We start from the raw sequence: 14,146 nt of genomic DNA, 5'->3' as shown, positions 1-14,146 counted from the left end.
CTCCTAATGGCTGATGTTCGCTACGAAGCGCGCGTAGATCTCGTCTAGCTGCTCCATAATAATCCTATACCCTAATATTGGCTTAGATTGGAGTTGCTTGCCAAGTAAAGTGGGAGATAACTGTGATAAACACGACTCCGAAACCTCACGGTGGCTAATATGCCAAGGCTCTATCGCCACACCACCCAGGTCTTTACTGTAAGGAAAGAAGAACCCAAATTGCGCAGCATGAACAGATAACCATTGGTAAAACGCTTGCTGGTGGCCAGTAAGGTATTCCCATGGTTCTAATTGCAGCTGTATGTCTTCAGGTAAGTGGTTGCGAGCAAAGACATCGAAGTCACAACCCCAATGATGACGACTCGCACCGGGAAGTGCAGACCACCTCAGGATAGCCGATAGTTTTTGATGTTCAGTCAGTGTTGAAGCATCAAGAGGTTGGCTTTCTGAATCTAATATCGGAGCTTCGCCAGAAAACTTACGGTTCCAAATCAGAGATTGCCTTTCATAGTCGCGAAAGCCACTGGCAATCTCCATTTTAAAACCAGCGAGCTGAGCAGCTTCAATCAAATTGTTCAGATCATCCTTAACCTTACGGTGGACCAAGAAGGTCTTGGTGCCAATCAGGTTGGGTTCCAGATGAGAATCTGATTGTCCGGTAAGCTGCTCTGGTGTCATAACGTGCCTCTCAATAATTAGATGCTATGAATCGCTGATGAAAGACTATTTAGCGAACAGGTTCACTAATGTTCTTTCGTACATGTCGGTTAGTTTCTCTAAATCAGCCACTTTCACACATTCATTAACCTTGTGAATCGTTGCATTCACTGGCCCTAGCTCTACCACTTGTCCGCTCATGCGCGCAATAAAGCGACCATCAGATGTACCACCAGTCGTTAGAAGAGCTGGTTTCACATCATTGACGTGACCTACTGCATCGACAATAGCATCAAGCAGTGAACCTGCGTCTGTTAAGAACGGGTCGCCATTGAATGTCCACTTAAGGTCGTATTCGAAATCATACTTGTCGAGTGTTGTTGTGATTCGTTCAACGATGATGTCGTTGCTTAACTCGGTACTAAAACGCAGGTTAAACTGAACATTAAACTCACCAGGGATCACGTTTGACGCGCCAGTACCTGCACTTACATTTGGAATTTGGAAACTGGTTGGCGGGAAGTAATCGTTACCTTGGTCCCACTCAGTTGTTGCCAGCTCATTGATAGCAAGCAAAGAGCTGTGTACTGGGTTGTTTGCTAGGTGAGGGTAGGCAACATGCCCTTGTGTCCCTTTAATCGTTAGGTCGCCTGTAATAGAGCCACGGCGGCCGTTCTTCACAACATCACCCACATACTCTGTGCTCGATGGTTCACCCACAATACACATGTCGATTTTCTCACCACGCGCCATCAGCGCTTCAACAACTCGTACCGTACCGTTGATGAACGGACCTTCTTCATCTGAAGTGATCAGGAACCCGATTGAGCCTGTGTGATCTGGGTGCTTAGCTATGAATTGTTCTACGGCAACGATCATTGAAGCCAGAGAACCTTTCATGTCTGCTGCGCCACGGCCGTGAAGGAAACCGTCGACGATAGTCGGTTCGAATGGCTTAGTGCTCCACTGTTCAATTGGGCCAGCAGGAACCACATCAGTGTGGCCAGCAAAGGCAAACAGAGGCGCTTCTGTGCCACGGCGTGCCCAAAAGTTCGTCGTATCTTCAAATACCATCACTTCGATTTCAAAACCGAGCGCTTTTAAGCGTTCAATCATTAAGTCTTGGCAGCCTGCGTCTTCAGGGGTTACCGATTGACGGCTAATGAGGTCTTTTGCCAGAGCCAAAGTTGGGCTATCTGTCATCCTTGAATTCCTTGTTTAAATAAAACGTCTAGTTATTAATTTCGGGCGTTGAACAGGGGAAGTTCAACGCTTTGTTATCTGTTCTAATAATTGCTTATTACGCTAATTGCTGATTACGCAAAAATAGCAGCGTATTGGTCAGCTTTGAAGCCAATATGAAGCTTGCCATCGACTTTTAAGATCGGGCGCTTAATCATTGCTGGTTGTTCAACAAGCAGAGTGACGGCTTTTTCTTCCGTTAATGTGTCTTTTTGCTCTTGAGAAAGTTGGCGATAAGTCGTACCACGTTTGTTTAGCACAAGCTCACAACCAAGCTCTGAACAGAAGTTTGTTACTAACTCTTCGGTGATGCCTTGTTTGCGATAATCGTGAAATTCGAACTCGATACCTTCAGCTTCAAGCCATTTCTTTGCTTTTTTGATGGTGTCGCAATTTGGGATACCAAACATAGTGATAGTCATTATTCTTCCTTTGGGTGATTTTATTTCATTGTTATGAATTGAATCCTATCAGGAAGCGACAACTCAGACAAAATAGAGTGATGAATATTTCACAGAGTGAAAAAAAACGGTAAGAAAATGTCACTATTGGAGAGTTATTGATCAGCCTCAACATGTTGTCAGCAAAAAAAGAAATAATTGAGTTGCACATATATAGGAGGTGTCAATGGAGTTGAGTCCTGTTTTTGCAAGGCGGCTATATTTAGCATTGTTAGTGGAAAGCCTTGATAGGCCAAATGTGCCTAAACTCATCGAAAAAACGGGGTGGCCTCGTCGTACGATTCAAGATGTACTCAAGGCGTTACCGGGGATCGGTATCGAACTTATGTTTGTTCAAGATGGGCGACGTCATAATGATGGCTATTACCAGTTATCCGACTGGGGACCATTTGATAGTCAGTGGGTTTTAGAGCGTAAAGGCGATATAGAAATAAGCCTTGGATTTAGTGCATAAGCCAGCGAAAGCTGGCTTTTTTTATTGGGTGGAACGTAGAGGTAGGATGATACTTTGTAGGTTTACCTTAGCAACAACGATAGGCCCCCATAAGTGGTCCGTATTTGTAGCTAGAAATATTAATAAATAATCGAACAGGTGTACCAGTAAGGCTCGGTCATTCAACTTCAAATAGAAACCACTTGAGAGGTTATTACCTGTCTATTCTAGTGTATCGCATGCGCGATAGGTGCAAGTATTGGCGATTCGACGTGCAGAGAGCCGTTTATATGGTAGACACGACAAAGGTTTTGAATAGTTGAATATGCATTAGCTTTACAAATTATCTCGAACAAAGTGTAAGAAAAAGATGAATCCTATCTATTATATAACGAGCACTACATTTTTTTACAAGGTAAATAAGAATGAAAATCGCCATCTTATCGAGAAATTCAAAATTATACTCAACCACTCGCTTAGTGGAGGCAGGGGTTGAACGAGGACATGAAGTTGATGTGATTGATACGCTGCATTGTTATATGGATATTACGAGTAGTCGACCTACGGTTCGTTATAAAGGCAATGAGCTCCCTCTTTACGACGCTGTGATACCACGTATTGGTTCCTCTATTACTTTTTACGGTACGGCAGTAGCGAGACAATTCGAAATGATGGGAACTTTTAACGTCAATGAGTCTGTAGCGATTAGCCGATCCCGAGATAAGCTACGTTCTTTGCAGCTTCTTTCTCGCAAAGGTATTGGTCTACCGAGAACAGGCTTCGCAAGTAAACCGGACAACATTAAAGATTTAATCAAGAATGTAGGGGGAGCTCCTCTCGTTATTAAGTTGTTAGAAGGTACGCAAGGTATTGGTGTGGTTTTGGCTGACACTTCGAAAGCTGCAGAGAGCATCATTGAAGCTTTCATGGGGCTTCAAGCGAACATATTGGTTCAAGAATACATAAAAGAATCAGGGGGAGCAGACATTCGTTGCCTTGTTATTGGAGGTCGAGTTGTTGCGGCTATGAAGCGACAAGCGGCAGATGGAGAGTTCCGTTCTAACTTACATCGTGGAGGTTCAGCTGAAATTATTCGTTTAACTAAAGAAGAAAGAGAAACCGCCGTAAGTGCTGCAAAAATCATGGGATTAAACTTCTGTGGGGTAGATTTACTTCGAGCTAACAGTGGGCCAATGGTGATGGAAGTGAACTCCTCCCCAGGCCTTGAAGGTATAGAGATGGCTACTAACTTAGATATTGCTGGTAAGGTTTATGATTTTATTGAAAAAAATGCAAAGTTACACGCAAATAAAACGCGCGGTAAGGGTTAACGACGATGTCAGCTTTGTGTATTGGCACTTACAGTGTACTGCCTGGTCAACGAATGAAAATAGCGCTTCCTGTAGCTAAGTTATATACAGATGGAGAGGTTTCTCTGCCTGTTTACATTATGAGAGCGAAGCTAGATGGGCCTACAATATTTATTAGTGCCGCGGTGCATGGCGATGAACTGAATGGTATCGAAATTGTTCACAGAATCATCAACATGAAACGTTTTAAAGTACTTCGCGGGTCAATTATCTTTGCTCCTATGGTAAACGTTCATGGCGTTATACATCAAAGTCGATATTTGCCAGACCGCCGAGACTTAAATCGCAGTTTTCCTGGGTCTCCTAAAGGCTCTCTGGCGGCAAGAGTCGCTAACATTTTTAGAACCGAAATTATCGAAAAGTGCCAGTACGGAATTGATTTGCATACGGGAGCGATTCATCGAACCAACTTGCCTCAAATTCGGGCTAATGTGGAGGATGAGGCAACCGCAGAACTGGCCAAGGCTTTTGGCGCACCTTTGGTACTGCATTCGAAAGAGATTGATGGATCATTGCGTGATTGTGCAGCGAGCTCTAATACGAAAGTACTTGTGTACGAGGGAGGTGAGGCGCTGCGTTTTGATGAGGCATCCATTCGAATGGGCACGAGAGGAGTCATACGTGTCTTGCGTCATCTTAATATGATTAGTAAAGGCCGCCGCCCGAGACGTGACGCGCCTGAACCTGTGATCGCCCGAGGTAGTCAATGGGTGCGAGGAAGCGCCAGCGGTATTGTCAAACATAAGTATCACCTGGGGGATTATGTAAAGAAAGGTGATCAACTGGCCACCATTAGTAGTGCTTATGGAGAAGAGTTGGCTGTGATTATAGCACCTCGTACCGGTGTCATTATCGGGAAGCAAAACATTCCTTTGATTCAGGAGGGCGAAGCTATGTACCACATCGCTTATTTTGATGAAGATGAAGAAATGATAGCCCAGCAGATGGATAAGTTATCTGAGGATGTGGCCTCGAGAGAAATTAAAGATGACTTGTGATGGTGGTGACGACGATAAAAGTTAATGGCAGTTGGGTGTGTTCTGCGGTCCAAGTTTGTAGGGAGTTACTGATATGCACTTTGGCGGAGCCATAAATATAATACGCGAATCAAATAAGCGGGCATTACGAGAGCCAATGATAAATATAAAAATGAGAGTTATTTGGTCGACTTCCCAACTCTGATTAAACCAGAAGTTGTTTGAGGTCTTCATCGCTAGCTTCAAAACAATTAACGCCGAGAGGTTAACTGTATTGAAGTTTTTGGTGTGTTTACTTACTAACCAGTAGTAGGTCACAAGGTGGGTTTGCTAATAACACATCTACGGTACTTCCTGACCAGTAACGAGATAGAGCCGTCCGCTTGCAAGCTCCTAGCACTAGAATTGAAGCTCCCATTGATTTAACAATGTCTGGCAGACCTTCTTCTGGGTTCGCTTTTATTAATCGAAGTGGTAGGTGATTAAATTTGTTAGTCTCAAGAAAAACGGTCATCGATTGTTTTTGGTGTTTCAGAATGTCCTTAGAGTATCGATATAAGTATGGGGCAACGTACTGACAGTAAACGAGTGACATATTGGCTTTTAATCGTTTACTTAGCTCTAAGCTTCGAACAATAATTTCCTTATCTATTTCTGCGTTTTTATCGCTACGGTGAAGCGGATCGATGGCGGAAGCCACTTTCAGTGGTTGTGGCCATTTTATATCTGTGAGTAATAATATATCGCGGCCTTGACGAGATAACTCCCTAAGCAGTTGGAGTGCAACAATTCCTTTAGAATAATCAATAAGAAAGAAACCAGTGTTATTCTGATGTTCTTTAGTCAATTCATGTTCCCAACTATTGCCCGCTAGTAGGTTAAAGTTAACTTCTATCATAGGTAGTTCTAGTTCAGAGTGAATCTCTTCTATTGTTTCTAATATTGAACGACACCATTGCATGAAAAAGTCATTGTATCGGGCGCCGCTTTCTTTGGGTGTGATTAGGTATTCTAAGAAAGTGTGCTCTTCACTACGACGATAATCTTCTGCGTATATGTTTAAGGATTGAGTAGAGGCATGTGCAAAATGAATCGCCTTCAGCAAAACTCGTCTAGATGGTTTAGCGCAAACTTTAGTTAGTAGATTGGTTGAACCCATTTTCATTTCCACTTGAAATAAGGAGTTCCAATAACTCCATGTATATCATTGATTCAAGCTGTTAAATTGATTTAGTCAAGGTTTGGGTGCTTTCTTTTGGGCGTCGTAAAATCAATGTATACCGAGATATCGATTCACTAATCTATTTGCTTACTGACACAGATAGGCTGTGCCAAGCATAGTGACGGAAGTACTAAAGTCTTGGGGAAGGGTAAATATGACGGTGTCTGCGCCTAACTCAATAGCATTGGACTTGAGCTCATTCATCGCGCCTTGAATCAGAGTGTCATTTTGGAAAAATAGGTAGCTGTACCAATGGCCTTCGCTGCCAGTGACTTCCCCTTTATACTCGCATTGCTCGATATTAATCACACCGTGGTAATCCATTTGCACTTTGTCAGCGTCGCTATGAGGTAGTGATGTTGGTGTCGTGCAACCTAGCAATGCACCACTCATAGCTAAAGCGATTAATTCCTTTTTCATACGATTACCTTGTTATTTCATCAAATAAATCGCGAAGCCTATCCAGCTAGCGATCAGTAGTAGCCACGGTAATTTGCTGCCGAGATTTGATGTCGTTTCAACACTTGTTTCGATCGTGTCTTCTTGGTTTTGGTTCGCTTGTTGAGTCTGTTTCTCTTTCTGTACGCGTTTCTTGGCTTTATCAGCTTGGCGGCTGCGCTCTTTTTGTTGTTTTTTATAGAGTGCGATGCCTTTTTCGATTCCTTGAGCGATCAGCTTAGTTTGTTCTTTAGTTTGAGCTGGCTTTTGAGTCGCTTTGGCTATCTTCATGGCCTCTTGTTGAGATTCAACAGACGGCGTATTAGTCTTCTTTTTCATTCTGGGTTCGATAATTAAAACGGATTAGCTAATAAGATAACGCAAACCTAGTTAAGTATGAATGATTTGCGTTAAAGTGTTGGTTTGAAACTAAGTGAAAGTGAGATTTGTGCGGTACTCCATAGAACAATACGATAAGAACGGTTTTTTGAAAGCCCCAATCTTATTATGGTTGGGGTGGTTATTTCTGGCGAAAGCTTTGGTCGTTTTCATCGTTGCCGGCGCAAGCCGAGAGTCGGGCACTGATATCCTCGAGATCATCTACCCAGATCACCAAATGTTTTATATTGGGATTGCTTTGAGTATTCCTAGCTTGTTACTCATGTGGTTATTTGGACTACGAACTCCTGATAGAAGGCGCCTCAACAAAGTTGTGTCGTGGGGGCGCTGGGTCACTATAATGGCCATCTTGGCACAAGGTTCCCACACGATTTATTTAATCTATTTGGACAACGGATGGTTTCGTTGGTCGAATGGTATCACGTTGTTGTTGCTCTTGTGGTTAGCGCTTTATCTAACCAATAGTCATACTGCTAGAGATTGCTTTAAAGCGGTCGAGCACGAAGACTGATTCTCATCAAAACATTTGTCCCGTTCACAATTATACTTAGAAGCTAAAAATGAAAGGATTAATCTATGCTTAACATCTCAAATGAGCAGTCTCAAATTCAAAGTGCTATTTTGCCAGAATCTGGGCCTTTCGCTCTTTACGTTCAATTAAAAGTGAATGCTAACGCTGCGAATGTATTAGCAGAAATTCAAAAGCTTCCAACTTTAATTGACGAGCTAAACCAAACTCAACCCGATGCGTACTTAACAGCATCAATTGCGTTCTCAAAGGCTTTTTGGGAGCAGTTTGAGCAAGCAGCGCCTTCTGACTTAATTGATTTTCCTGCGCTTGGTGAGGGGGATATCACGGCTCCGAGCACATTGTCTGATGTTCTGATTCACTGTCATTCAAACCGACATGATCTGCATTTCTTCATCCTACGTAAATTGTTATCTGAAGTGGCAGCGGACGTGGAAGTTGTGGATGAAACTTACGGTTACCGCTTCCTTGATTCTCGTGACATGACTGATTTCGTGGATGGCACTGAAAACCCGAAAGATGCACAACGAGCTGAAGTCGCGATTGTTCCTGAGGGTGTATTTGCTGGTGGTAGTTATGTGATGGTGCAGCGTTTTGTGCACAACCTGCCAGCTTGGAATCGATTGAATGTATCGGCACAAGAGAAAGTGATTGGTCGTACTAAGCCAGATTCAATAGAGTTAGATGATGTTCCAGCTGCATCTCACGTTGGTCGTGTGGATATCAAAGAAGAAGGCAAAGGCCTTAAAATTGTTCGTCATAGCCTGCCTTACGGCACAGCAACGGGCGACCACGGTTTACTGTTTATTGCTTACTGTAATATCCGTCATAATTTTGATGCGATGCTGGAGAGCATGTACGGCGCGACAGATGGTAAAACAGACCAACTACTTCGCTTTACTAAAGCAGTGACAGGCGCTTACTATTTTGCTCCTTCAGCAGACATGTTGAGTGCATTAACGATTAAGTAAATCGTCTTAAAGATAGTCAGCAAAAGGAGCCTCAGGGCTCCTTTTTTATTAAAGCTTTATATGAACTGGTCGATATAATACCAATCGTTAGTTTTATTCATCTTTTTTGTAAGTAAAGGTCTATGGCTATAACTGTTAATACAAATGTCTCAGCGCTGGTGGCCCAGAGAAACCTCTCTAATGCCAACAACATGCTGAACCAATCTTTGGAGCGCTTAGCTTCAGGGAGCCGTATTAATAGCGCAAAAGACGATGCGGCCGGCTTACAAATCTCGAATCGATTGGAAGCGCAGATGAGCGGTATTGATGTCGCGGTTCGAAACGCTAACGACGGAATCTCCATTATGCAGACCGCAGAAGGGGCGATGAATGAAACCACCAATATCATGCAACGCATGCGAGATTTGTCATTACAAGCGAGTAACGGCTCGAATAGCCAATCGGAAAGAACGGCGATTCAAGAAGAAATTACTGCCTTAAACGATGAGCTGAATCGTATCGCAGAGACCACTTCATTTGGTGGTAAAAAACTCCTTAACGGTAGCTTTGGTAGTTCTTCGTTTCAGATTGGTGGCAGTTCTGGTGAAGCAGTGCAAATTGGCCTGAAAAGCATGCGTACGGATGACATCAACATGGGCGGTTTTAGTTATGTCGCCAATGGCATGGCCAATGACTCGTGGGAAGTGAAATCTAATCAGAATGATATGACGATGTCGTTTACCGATCGTTTTGGTCAGCCTCAGGAGATCACCATTAACGCGAAAACGGGCGATGATATCGAGGAGTTGGCGACCTATATCAATGGTCAAACGGATCTGGTCTCGGCTTCCGTCAATGATGAAGGGCAGCTTCAGATCTATATGTCTGGTGAAGATACCGCAGGCACGATTTCTTTTTCCGGTTCGCTCGCAAGTGAGCTTTCGATGTCGGCGGGTTATTATGAATCAGTCGATGACATCAATGTAACAGATGTGGGTGGTGCTCAACGCGCTGTTTCTATCTTAGATACAGCAATGAAGTATGTCGACAGTCATCGCTCCGAACTCGGCGCAATGCAAAACCGCTTTGATCATGCCATTAATAACCTTGAAAATGTCCATGAGAATTTGGCGACATCAAACAGTCGAATTAAAGATACCGACTACGCTAAAGAAACCACTCAAATGCTTAAACAACAAATACTGCAGCAAGTCAGTACCACTATTTTGGCACAAGCAAAGCAGGCGCCGAACCTTGCTTTAACGTTATTGGGTTAATAAATTCGTTCTAATCTTATAAAGAGATTTCGGATGAACACCAGTCATTTTAGCTAGTAGCAGCTCAACTTTTTACTCGTCCAACTTTTCCGTAACTTTAGCGTTTTCCTTCTCTTTTTTTGATAATTTTACTACCAGTCACGCTTTCTTCTCTTTTAATGCTATTTCTTTAATTTTATTGTTTTTTTTCTAAAGGTTTCACCATTCGAGCCGTTATTAAAAGTAACTTTGAGAGAACTACTTGGTTTTCCGAGACGTCGGAAACCGCTATACCGGAAAATCAATTGGAGAAATCACCATGGCAGTGAATGTAAATACCAACGTTTCAGCGATGACAGCGCAACGTTACCTAAATAATGCAAACAACGCACAACAAACATCAATGGAGCGCCTATCTTCAGGTTCTAAAATCAACAGCGCAAAAGATGACGCTGCGGGCCTACAAATCTCGAACCGTTTGAACGTTCAGAGTCGTGGTCTTGATGTTGCTGTACGTAATGCGAACGACGGTATCTCGATTGCACAAACTGCTGAAGGTGCAATGAACGAGACAACCAACATCCTGCAACGTATGCGTGATTTGTCTCTACAATCTTCAAACGGCTCAAACTCAAAATCTGAGCGTGTAGCGATTCAAGAAGAAGTAACCGCACTGAACGATGAACTGAACCGTATCGCGGAAACGACGTCTTTTGGTGGTAACAAGCTGCTTAACGGTACTCACGGGACTAAATCATTCCAAATCGGTGCGGATAACGGTGAAGCGGTAATGCTTCAACTGAAAGACATGCGCTCTGATAACGCTCAGATGGGTGGTAAGAGCTACCAAACTGAGAATGCAAAAGACAAAGATTGGAACGTTCAAGCAGGCTCTAACGACCTGAAACTGTCGTTCACTGATAACTTCGGTCAAGCACAAGAAATCGACATCAACGCAAAAGCGGGTGACGACATCGAAGAGCTAGCAACGTACATCAACGGTCAACAAGATTCTGTTAAAGCATCTGTGACTGAAGACGGCAAGCTACAAATGTTCACAGGCAATAACAAAGTGAGCGGCGATGTGTCTTTCTCTGGCGGTCTTGCTGGTGAGCTAGGCATCCAAGCGGGCAAAGAAGTCACAGTGGATACTATCGACGTAACGTCTGTTGGTGGCGCACAAGAGTCTGTAGCAGTAATCGATGCGGCACTTAAGTATGTAGACAGCCACCGTGCTGAACTGGGTGCTTTCCAAAACCGTTTCGACCACGCGATTAGCAACTTAGATAACATTAACGAAAACGTTAATGCTTCTAAGAGCCGTATTAAAGATACCGACTTCGCGAAAGAAACGACTCAGATGACTAAGTCTCAGATCCTTTCTCAAGCTTCAAGCTCGATTCTTGCTCAAGCGAAGCAAGCACCGAACTCGGCACTTAGCCTACTAGGTTAATCGATTGAAAAGCCACGTTGGCTATAAGCTGTGTTGAGCATAAGCGTTAACGTTAGGCTTCCACAAATTAGCTCGTGGTGAGAGATGAGCGCTAAACAGACCCAGCTTCGGCTGGGTTTTTTATTGCCTGTTGTTTGTCGAAATTATACCGCGTGCTCTAACATTAGGGGCAGCGTCTAGGGTGGCTTTAAGTCGCTTTAACAAGAAAGTAAGGGTGATGTTGGCAACTAATGATTGGTATTGCTGTAGTTGACTGAGGGCGTATTTACAACGAGGTGAGGTGTGACTTAGCACAGCTATTCAAGGAACTAGCAAAGTTAGCAGGCACAAAAAAACGCTACCCTTAAGATAGCGTTTTAATTAAAGCAGATAAGTAATCGAGATTACTTAGTTACTTTAAGAACTGGAGTTTCGCCAACAGTTACAGAACCAGAAAGCTTGTTCAGCTCCTTGATTTCGTCCATGTTAGAGATAACAACTGGAGTAAGCGTAGATTTCGCTTTCTCTTCTAGAAGCGCTAGGTCGAAAGTGATGATAGTGTCACCAGCTTTAACAGATTGACCTTCTTCAGCTACGCGAGTGAAACCTTCGCCTTTAAGTTCAACAGTATCGATACCGAAGTGAACGAAAAGCTCAACACCGTCGTCAGACTCGATAGAGAATGCGTGGTTAGTTTCGAAGATCTTACCGATAGTACCGTTAACTGGAGCTACCATTTTGTCGCCAGCTGGTTTGATCGCGATGCCGTCACCAACGATTTTTTCAGCGAAAACTACATCTGGCACATCTTCGATGTTTACGATTTCACCAGAAAGAGGTGCGATGATTTCGATTGCACCAGCATCAGCGCTGTCATCAGATACAAGCTTTTTCAGTTTGTCAAACAGACCCATTGTGTCATGCTCCTAACGTTTAGTTTTATTCTATAGAATATACTATACCAATCTAACAAATTAGACGACTATTTTTAGCCGTCTAACTTTATTAAGCATTTGGCGATTACTGAGTTTTCTCAGCGATGAACTTTTCTACGCAAGCTTCAATTTCAGCAGCTGTTGGTAGAGATAGTGCTTCGTCAGCCATAGCTTTAACTTCAGCGAAGTTAGAGTTACGGATTACTTTCTTAACTTTAGGGATAGAGATACCGCTCATAGAGAACTCATCTAAACCCATACCAAGAAGAAGTAGCGTCGCACGTTCATCACCAGCAAGCTCACCACACATACCTGTCCATTTGCCTTCAGCGTGTGATGCGTCGATCACCTGCTTGATTACTGTAAGAACAGCAGGAGATAGCGGGTTGTATAGGTGAGAAATCATTTCGTTACCACGGTCTACCGCAAGAGTGTATTGCGTTAGGTCGTTAGTACCGATAGAGAAGAAAGATACTTCTTTCGCTAGGTGATGTGCGATTGCAGCAGCTGCTGGAGTCTCAACCATTACGCCGATTTCGATTTCTTCATCGAAAGCTAGGCCTTCAGCGCGAAGTTCAACTTTGTACTCTTCGATTGCTTTTTTCAGTTCACGGATCTCTTCAACAGAAATGATCATTGGGAACATGATACGTAGTTTACCGTGTGCAGATGCACGTAGGATACCACGCAGTTGGTCACGTAGGATTTCACGACGATCCAAGCTGATACGTACTGCACGCCAGCCTAGGAAAGGGTTCATCTCTTGTGGAAGGTCCATGTATGGTAGGTCTTTGTCGCCACCAATATCCATAGTACGGATAATCACTGACTCGCCTTCCATTGCTTCTGCTACTTCTTTGTAAGCAGCGTATTGCTCTTCTTCAGTAGGAAGCGCGTCACGGTCCATAAATAGGAATTCAGTACGGTACAGACCAACACCTTCACCGCCGTTACGTAGGATACCGTCACAGTCTTTTACTGTACCGATGTTGCCACAAACTTCTACACGGTGACCGTCTAGAGTTTCAGCATGCAAATCTTTTAGTTTTGCTAGTTCAGCCGCTTCTGCTTCGAAATCTGCTTTGATTTTCTTAGCTTCTGTTAGTTCTGCTTCAGAAGGGTTGATGATGATCTTGTTGTTCATCGCGTCCAGCACAAGCATGTCGCCGTTCTTAACTTGCTTAGTGATATCGTTAGTACCAACGATAGCTGGAAGCTCAAGAGAACGTGCCATGATTGAAGTATGAGATGTACGACCGCCGATGTCACAAGCAAAACCAAGAACGTAGTCTAGGTTGATTTGTGCAGTTTCAGATGGCGTTAGGTCGTAAGCAACTAGGATAACTTCTTCATTGATGTCTGCTAGAGAAACAATGTTGATGCCTAGTGCATTTTTAACGAAACGAGTACCGATATCACGGATATCAGTTGCACGTTCTTTTAGGTACTCATCATCAAGAGACTCTAGTGCAACAGCTTGCTCTTCGATCACAGTGTGGATCGCGTTGTCTGCGTGCATTTTATCTTTCTTGATGAGTGCTAAAATCTCTTCTTCTAGCTCTTCATCTTCAAGCAGCATGATGTGGCCTTCAAAGATTGCTTCTTTTTCTTCGCCAAAAGTTTCAAGTGCTTTTTGCTTAACAACTTCAAGTTGTTGAGAAGATTTGTTGCGAGCGTCAAAGAAACGCTGAACTTCTGCTTCAACTTGAGCGTCTGAGATAGGTTGAGTGTTTAGGACAATTTCATCTTCTTGAAGTAGTAGTGCTTTACCGAAAGCAATACCAGGAGATGCTAGGATGCCTGAAATCATAGCTTTACCTTAGTTGTTCAACTGTAAACGGGAGA

General features: G+C 43.4%; 15 protein-coding genes. 7 read left to right on the top strand and 8 right to left on the bottom strand.

Annotation, left to right across the window (positions count from 1 at the left end; translation table 11 throughout):
* Positions 1-3 precede the first annotated feature (3 nt).
* From OCV24_RS10430 to OCV24_RS10420, 3 genes are all read right to left on the bottom strand, one after another.
* On the bottom strand, positions 4-678 hold the full coding sequence (locus OCV24_RS10430) for a M15 family metallopeptidase (RefSeq protein ID WP_077680678.1): 675 nt from the start codon (positions 676-678) through the stop codon (positions 4-6).
* A 45-nt stretch (positions 679-723) separates the two neighbouring features.
* Positions 724-1,860 carry a succinyl-diaminopimelate desuccinylase gene (gene dapE / locus OCV24_RS10425; protein ID WP_150879131.1) on the bottom strand — a complete coding sequence of 379 codons (1,137 nt, stop codon included), beginning with the start codon at positions 1,858-1,860 and terminating at the stop codon, positions 724-726.
* A 113-nt stretch (positions 1,861-1,973) separates the two neighbouring features.
* Positions 1,974-2,321 (bottom strand): ArsC family reductase, encoded by a 348-nt coding sequence (locus OCV24_RS10420; RefSeq protein ID WP_146449564.1) that lies wholly within the window; start codon positions 2,319-2,321, stop codon positions 1,974-1,976.
* 205 nt (positions 2,322-2,526) lie between these two features.
* On the opposite strand from OCV24_RS10420, the gene OCV24_RS10415 reads away from it, so the two are divergent.
* The 3 genes from OCV24_RS10415 (at position 2,527) to OCV24_RS10405 (ending at position 5,161) form a co-directional block, all read left to right on the top strand.
* A complete protein-coding gene (locus OCV24_RS10415) occupies positions 2,527-2,814 on the top strand; it encodes a winged helix-turn-helix domain-containing protein (protein ID WP_017056352.1) in 288 nt (95 codons plus the stop codon).
* 404 nt (positions 2,815-3,218) lie between these two features.
* Complete coding sequence (rimK, locus tag OCV24_RS10410; RefSeq protein ID WP_017056353.1) at positions 3,219-4,124, top strand: 30S ribosomal protein S6--L-glutamate ligase; 906 nt, start codon at positions 3,219-3,221, stop codon at positions 4,122-4,124.
* A 53-nt stretch (positions 4,125-4,177) separates the two neighbouring features.
* Positions 4,178-5,161, top strand: a complete 984-nt coding sequence (locus OCV24_RS10405; RefSeq protein WP_235588151.1) for a succinylglutamate desuccinylase/aspartoacylase family protein — start codon at positions 4,178-4,180, stop codon at positions 5,159-5,161.
* Positions 5,162-5,432: 271 nt separating this feature from the next.
* Here the strand turns inward: OCV24_RS10405 and OCV24_RS10400 are convergent, their stop codons facing one another.
* From OCV24_RS10400 to OCV24_RS10390, 3 genes are all read right to left on the bottom strand, one after another.
* A complete protein-coding gene (locus OCV24_RS10400; protein WP_017056355.1) occupies positions 5,433-6,299 on the bottom strand; it encodes a universal stress protein in 867 nt (288 codons plus the stop codon).
* A 150-nt stretch (positions 6,300-6,449) separates the two neighbouring features.
* Positions 6,450-6,782 (bottom strand): DUF4156 domain-containing protein, encoded by a 333-nt coding sequence (locus OCV24_RS10395; protein WP_136981210.1) that lies wholly within the window; start codon positions 6,780-6,782, stop codon positions 6,450-6,452.
* A 12-nt stretch (positions 6,783-6,794) separates the two neighbouring features.
* Complete coding sequence (locus OCV24_RS10390) at positions 6,795-7,139, bottom strand: DUF2956 domain-containing protein (protein ID WP_136996678.1); 345 nt, start codon at positions 7,137-7,139, stop codon at positions 6,795-6,797.
* Between the two features lie 109 nt (positions 7,140-7,248).
* On the opposite strand from OCV24_RS10390, the gene OCV24_RS10385 reads away from it, so the two are divergent.
* The 4 genes from OCV24_RS10385 to OCV24_RS10370 all read left to right on the top strand — a co-directional run bounded on the left by OCV24_RS10385 (position 7,249) and on the right by OCV24_RS10370 (position 11,387).
* Positions 7,249-7,710, top strand: coding sequence for a DUF2919 domain-containing protein (locus tag OCV24_RS10385; RefSeq protein ID WP_060468291.1), 462 nt, complete (start codon positions 7,249-7,251; stop codon positions 7,708-7,710).
* A gap of 65 nt (positions 7,711-7,775) precedes the next feature.
* Positions 7,776-8,699 (top strand): Dyp-type peroxidase, encoded by a 924-nt coding sequence (locus OCV24_RS10380; RefSeq protein WP_136981212.1) that lies wholly within the window; start codon positions 7,776-7,778, stop codon positions 8,697-8,699.
* Between the two features lie 122 nt (positions 8,700-8,821).
* The gene (locus OCV24_RS10375; protein ID WP_150879129.1) at positions 8,822-9,955 is read left to right on the top strand and encodes a flagellin; all 1,134 of its coding nucleotides are present in this window, start codon (positions 8,822-8,824) and stop codon (positions 9,953-9,955) included.
* 298 nt (positions 9,956-10,253) lie between these two features.
* The gene (locus OCV24_RS10370) at positions 10,254-11,387 is read left to right on the top strand and encodes a flagellin (protein ID WP_065311174.1); all 1,134 of its coding nucleotides are present in this window, start codon (positions 10,254-10,256) and stop codon (positions 11,385-11,387) included.
* Between the two features lie 383 nt (positions 11,388-11,770).
* Here the strand turns inward: OCV24_RS10370 and crr are convergent, their stop codons facing one another.
* Together crr and ptsI are read right to left on the bottom strand one after the other, a co-directional pair.
* Complete coding sequence (gene crr, locus OCV24_RS10365) at positions 11,771-12,280, bottom strand: PTS glucose transporter subunit IIA (protein ID WP_004737851.1); 510 nt, start codon at positions 12,278-12,280, stop codon at positions 11,771-11,773.
* A gap of 106 nt (positions 12,281-12,386) precedes the next feature.
* A complete protein-coding gene (gene ptsI / locus OCV24_RS10360) occupies positions 12,387-14,111 on the bottom strand; it encodes a phosphoenolpyruvate-protein phosphotransferase PtsI (protein ID WP_017056362.1) in 1,725 nt (574 codons plus the stop codon).
* Positions 14,112-14,146: the final 35 nt, after the last annotated feature.

The sequence above is a fragment of the Vibrio kanaloae genome, assembly GCF_024347535.1.
GTDB classification, from domain to species: Bacteria; Pseudomonadota; Gammaproteobacteria; order Enterobacterales; family Vibrionaceae; genus Vibrio; species Vibrio kanaloae.
The sequence above is the reverse complement of the archived record's forward strand: the minus strand, read 5'-3'. Positions and strand labels throughout refer to the sequence as shown.

Bases quoted from the DNA above. Each gene is read 5' to 3' on its own strand.
- OCV24_RS10430 (WP_077680678.1), bottom strand. From the start codon at position 678: ATGACACCAGAGCAGCTTACCGGACAATCAGATTCTCATCTGGAACCC.
- dapE (WP_150879131.1), bottom strand. From the start codon at position 1,860: ATGACAGATAGCCCAACTTTGGCTCTGGCAAAAGACCTCATTAGCCGT.
- OCV24_RS10420 (WP_146449564.1), bottom strand. From the start codon at position 2,321: ATGACTATCACTATGTTTGGTATCCCAAATTGCGACACCATCAAAAAA.
- OCV24_RS10415 (WP_017056352.1), top strand. From the start codon at position 2,527: ATGGAGTTGAGTCCTGTTTTTGCAAGGCGGCTATATTTAGCATTGTTA.
- rimK (WP_017056353.1), top strand. From the start codon at position 3,219: ATGAAAATCGCCATCTTATCGAGAAATTCAAAATTATACTCAACCACT.
- OCV24_RS10405 (WP_235588151.1), top strand. From the start codon at position 4,178: ATGAAAATAGCGCTTCCTGTAGCTAAGTTATATACAGATGGAGAGGTT.
- OCV24_RS10400 (WP_017056355.1), bottom strand. From the start codon at position 6,299: ATGGGTTCAACCAATCTACTAACTAAAGTTTGCGCTAAACCATCTAGA.
- OCV24_RS10395 (WP_136981210.1), bottom strand. From the start codon at position 6,782: ATGAAAAAGGAATTAATCGCTTTAGCTATGAGTGGTGCATTGCTAGGT.
- OCV24_RS10390 (WP_136996678.1), bottom strand. From the start codon at position 7,139: ATGAAAAAGAAGACTAATACGCCGTCTGTTGAATCTCAACAAGAGGCC.
- OCV24_RS10380 (WP_136981212.1), top strand. From the start codon at position 7,776: ATGCTTAACATCTCAAATGAGCAGTCTCAAATTCAAAGTGCTATTTTG.
- OCV24_RS10375 (WP_150879129.1), top strand. From the start codon at position 8,822: ATGGCTATAACTGTTAATACAAATGTCTCAGCGCTGGTGGCCCAGAGA.
- OCV24_RS10370 (WP_065311174.1), top strand. From the start codon at position 10,254: ATGGCAGTGAATGTAAATACCAACGTTTCAGCGATGACAGCGCAACGT.
- crr (WP_004737851.1), bottom strand. From the start codon at position 12,280: ATGGGTCTGTTTGACAAACTGAAAAAGCTTGTATCTGATGACAGCGCT.
- ptsI (WP_017056362.1), bottom strand. From the start codon at position 14,111: ATGATTTCAGGCATCCTAGCATCTCCTGGTATTGCTTTCGGTAAAGCA.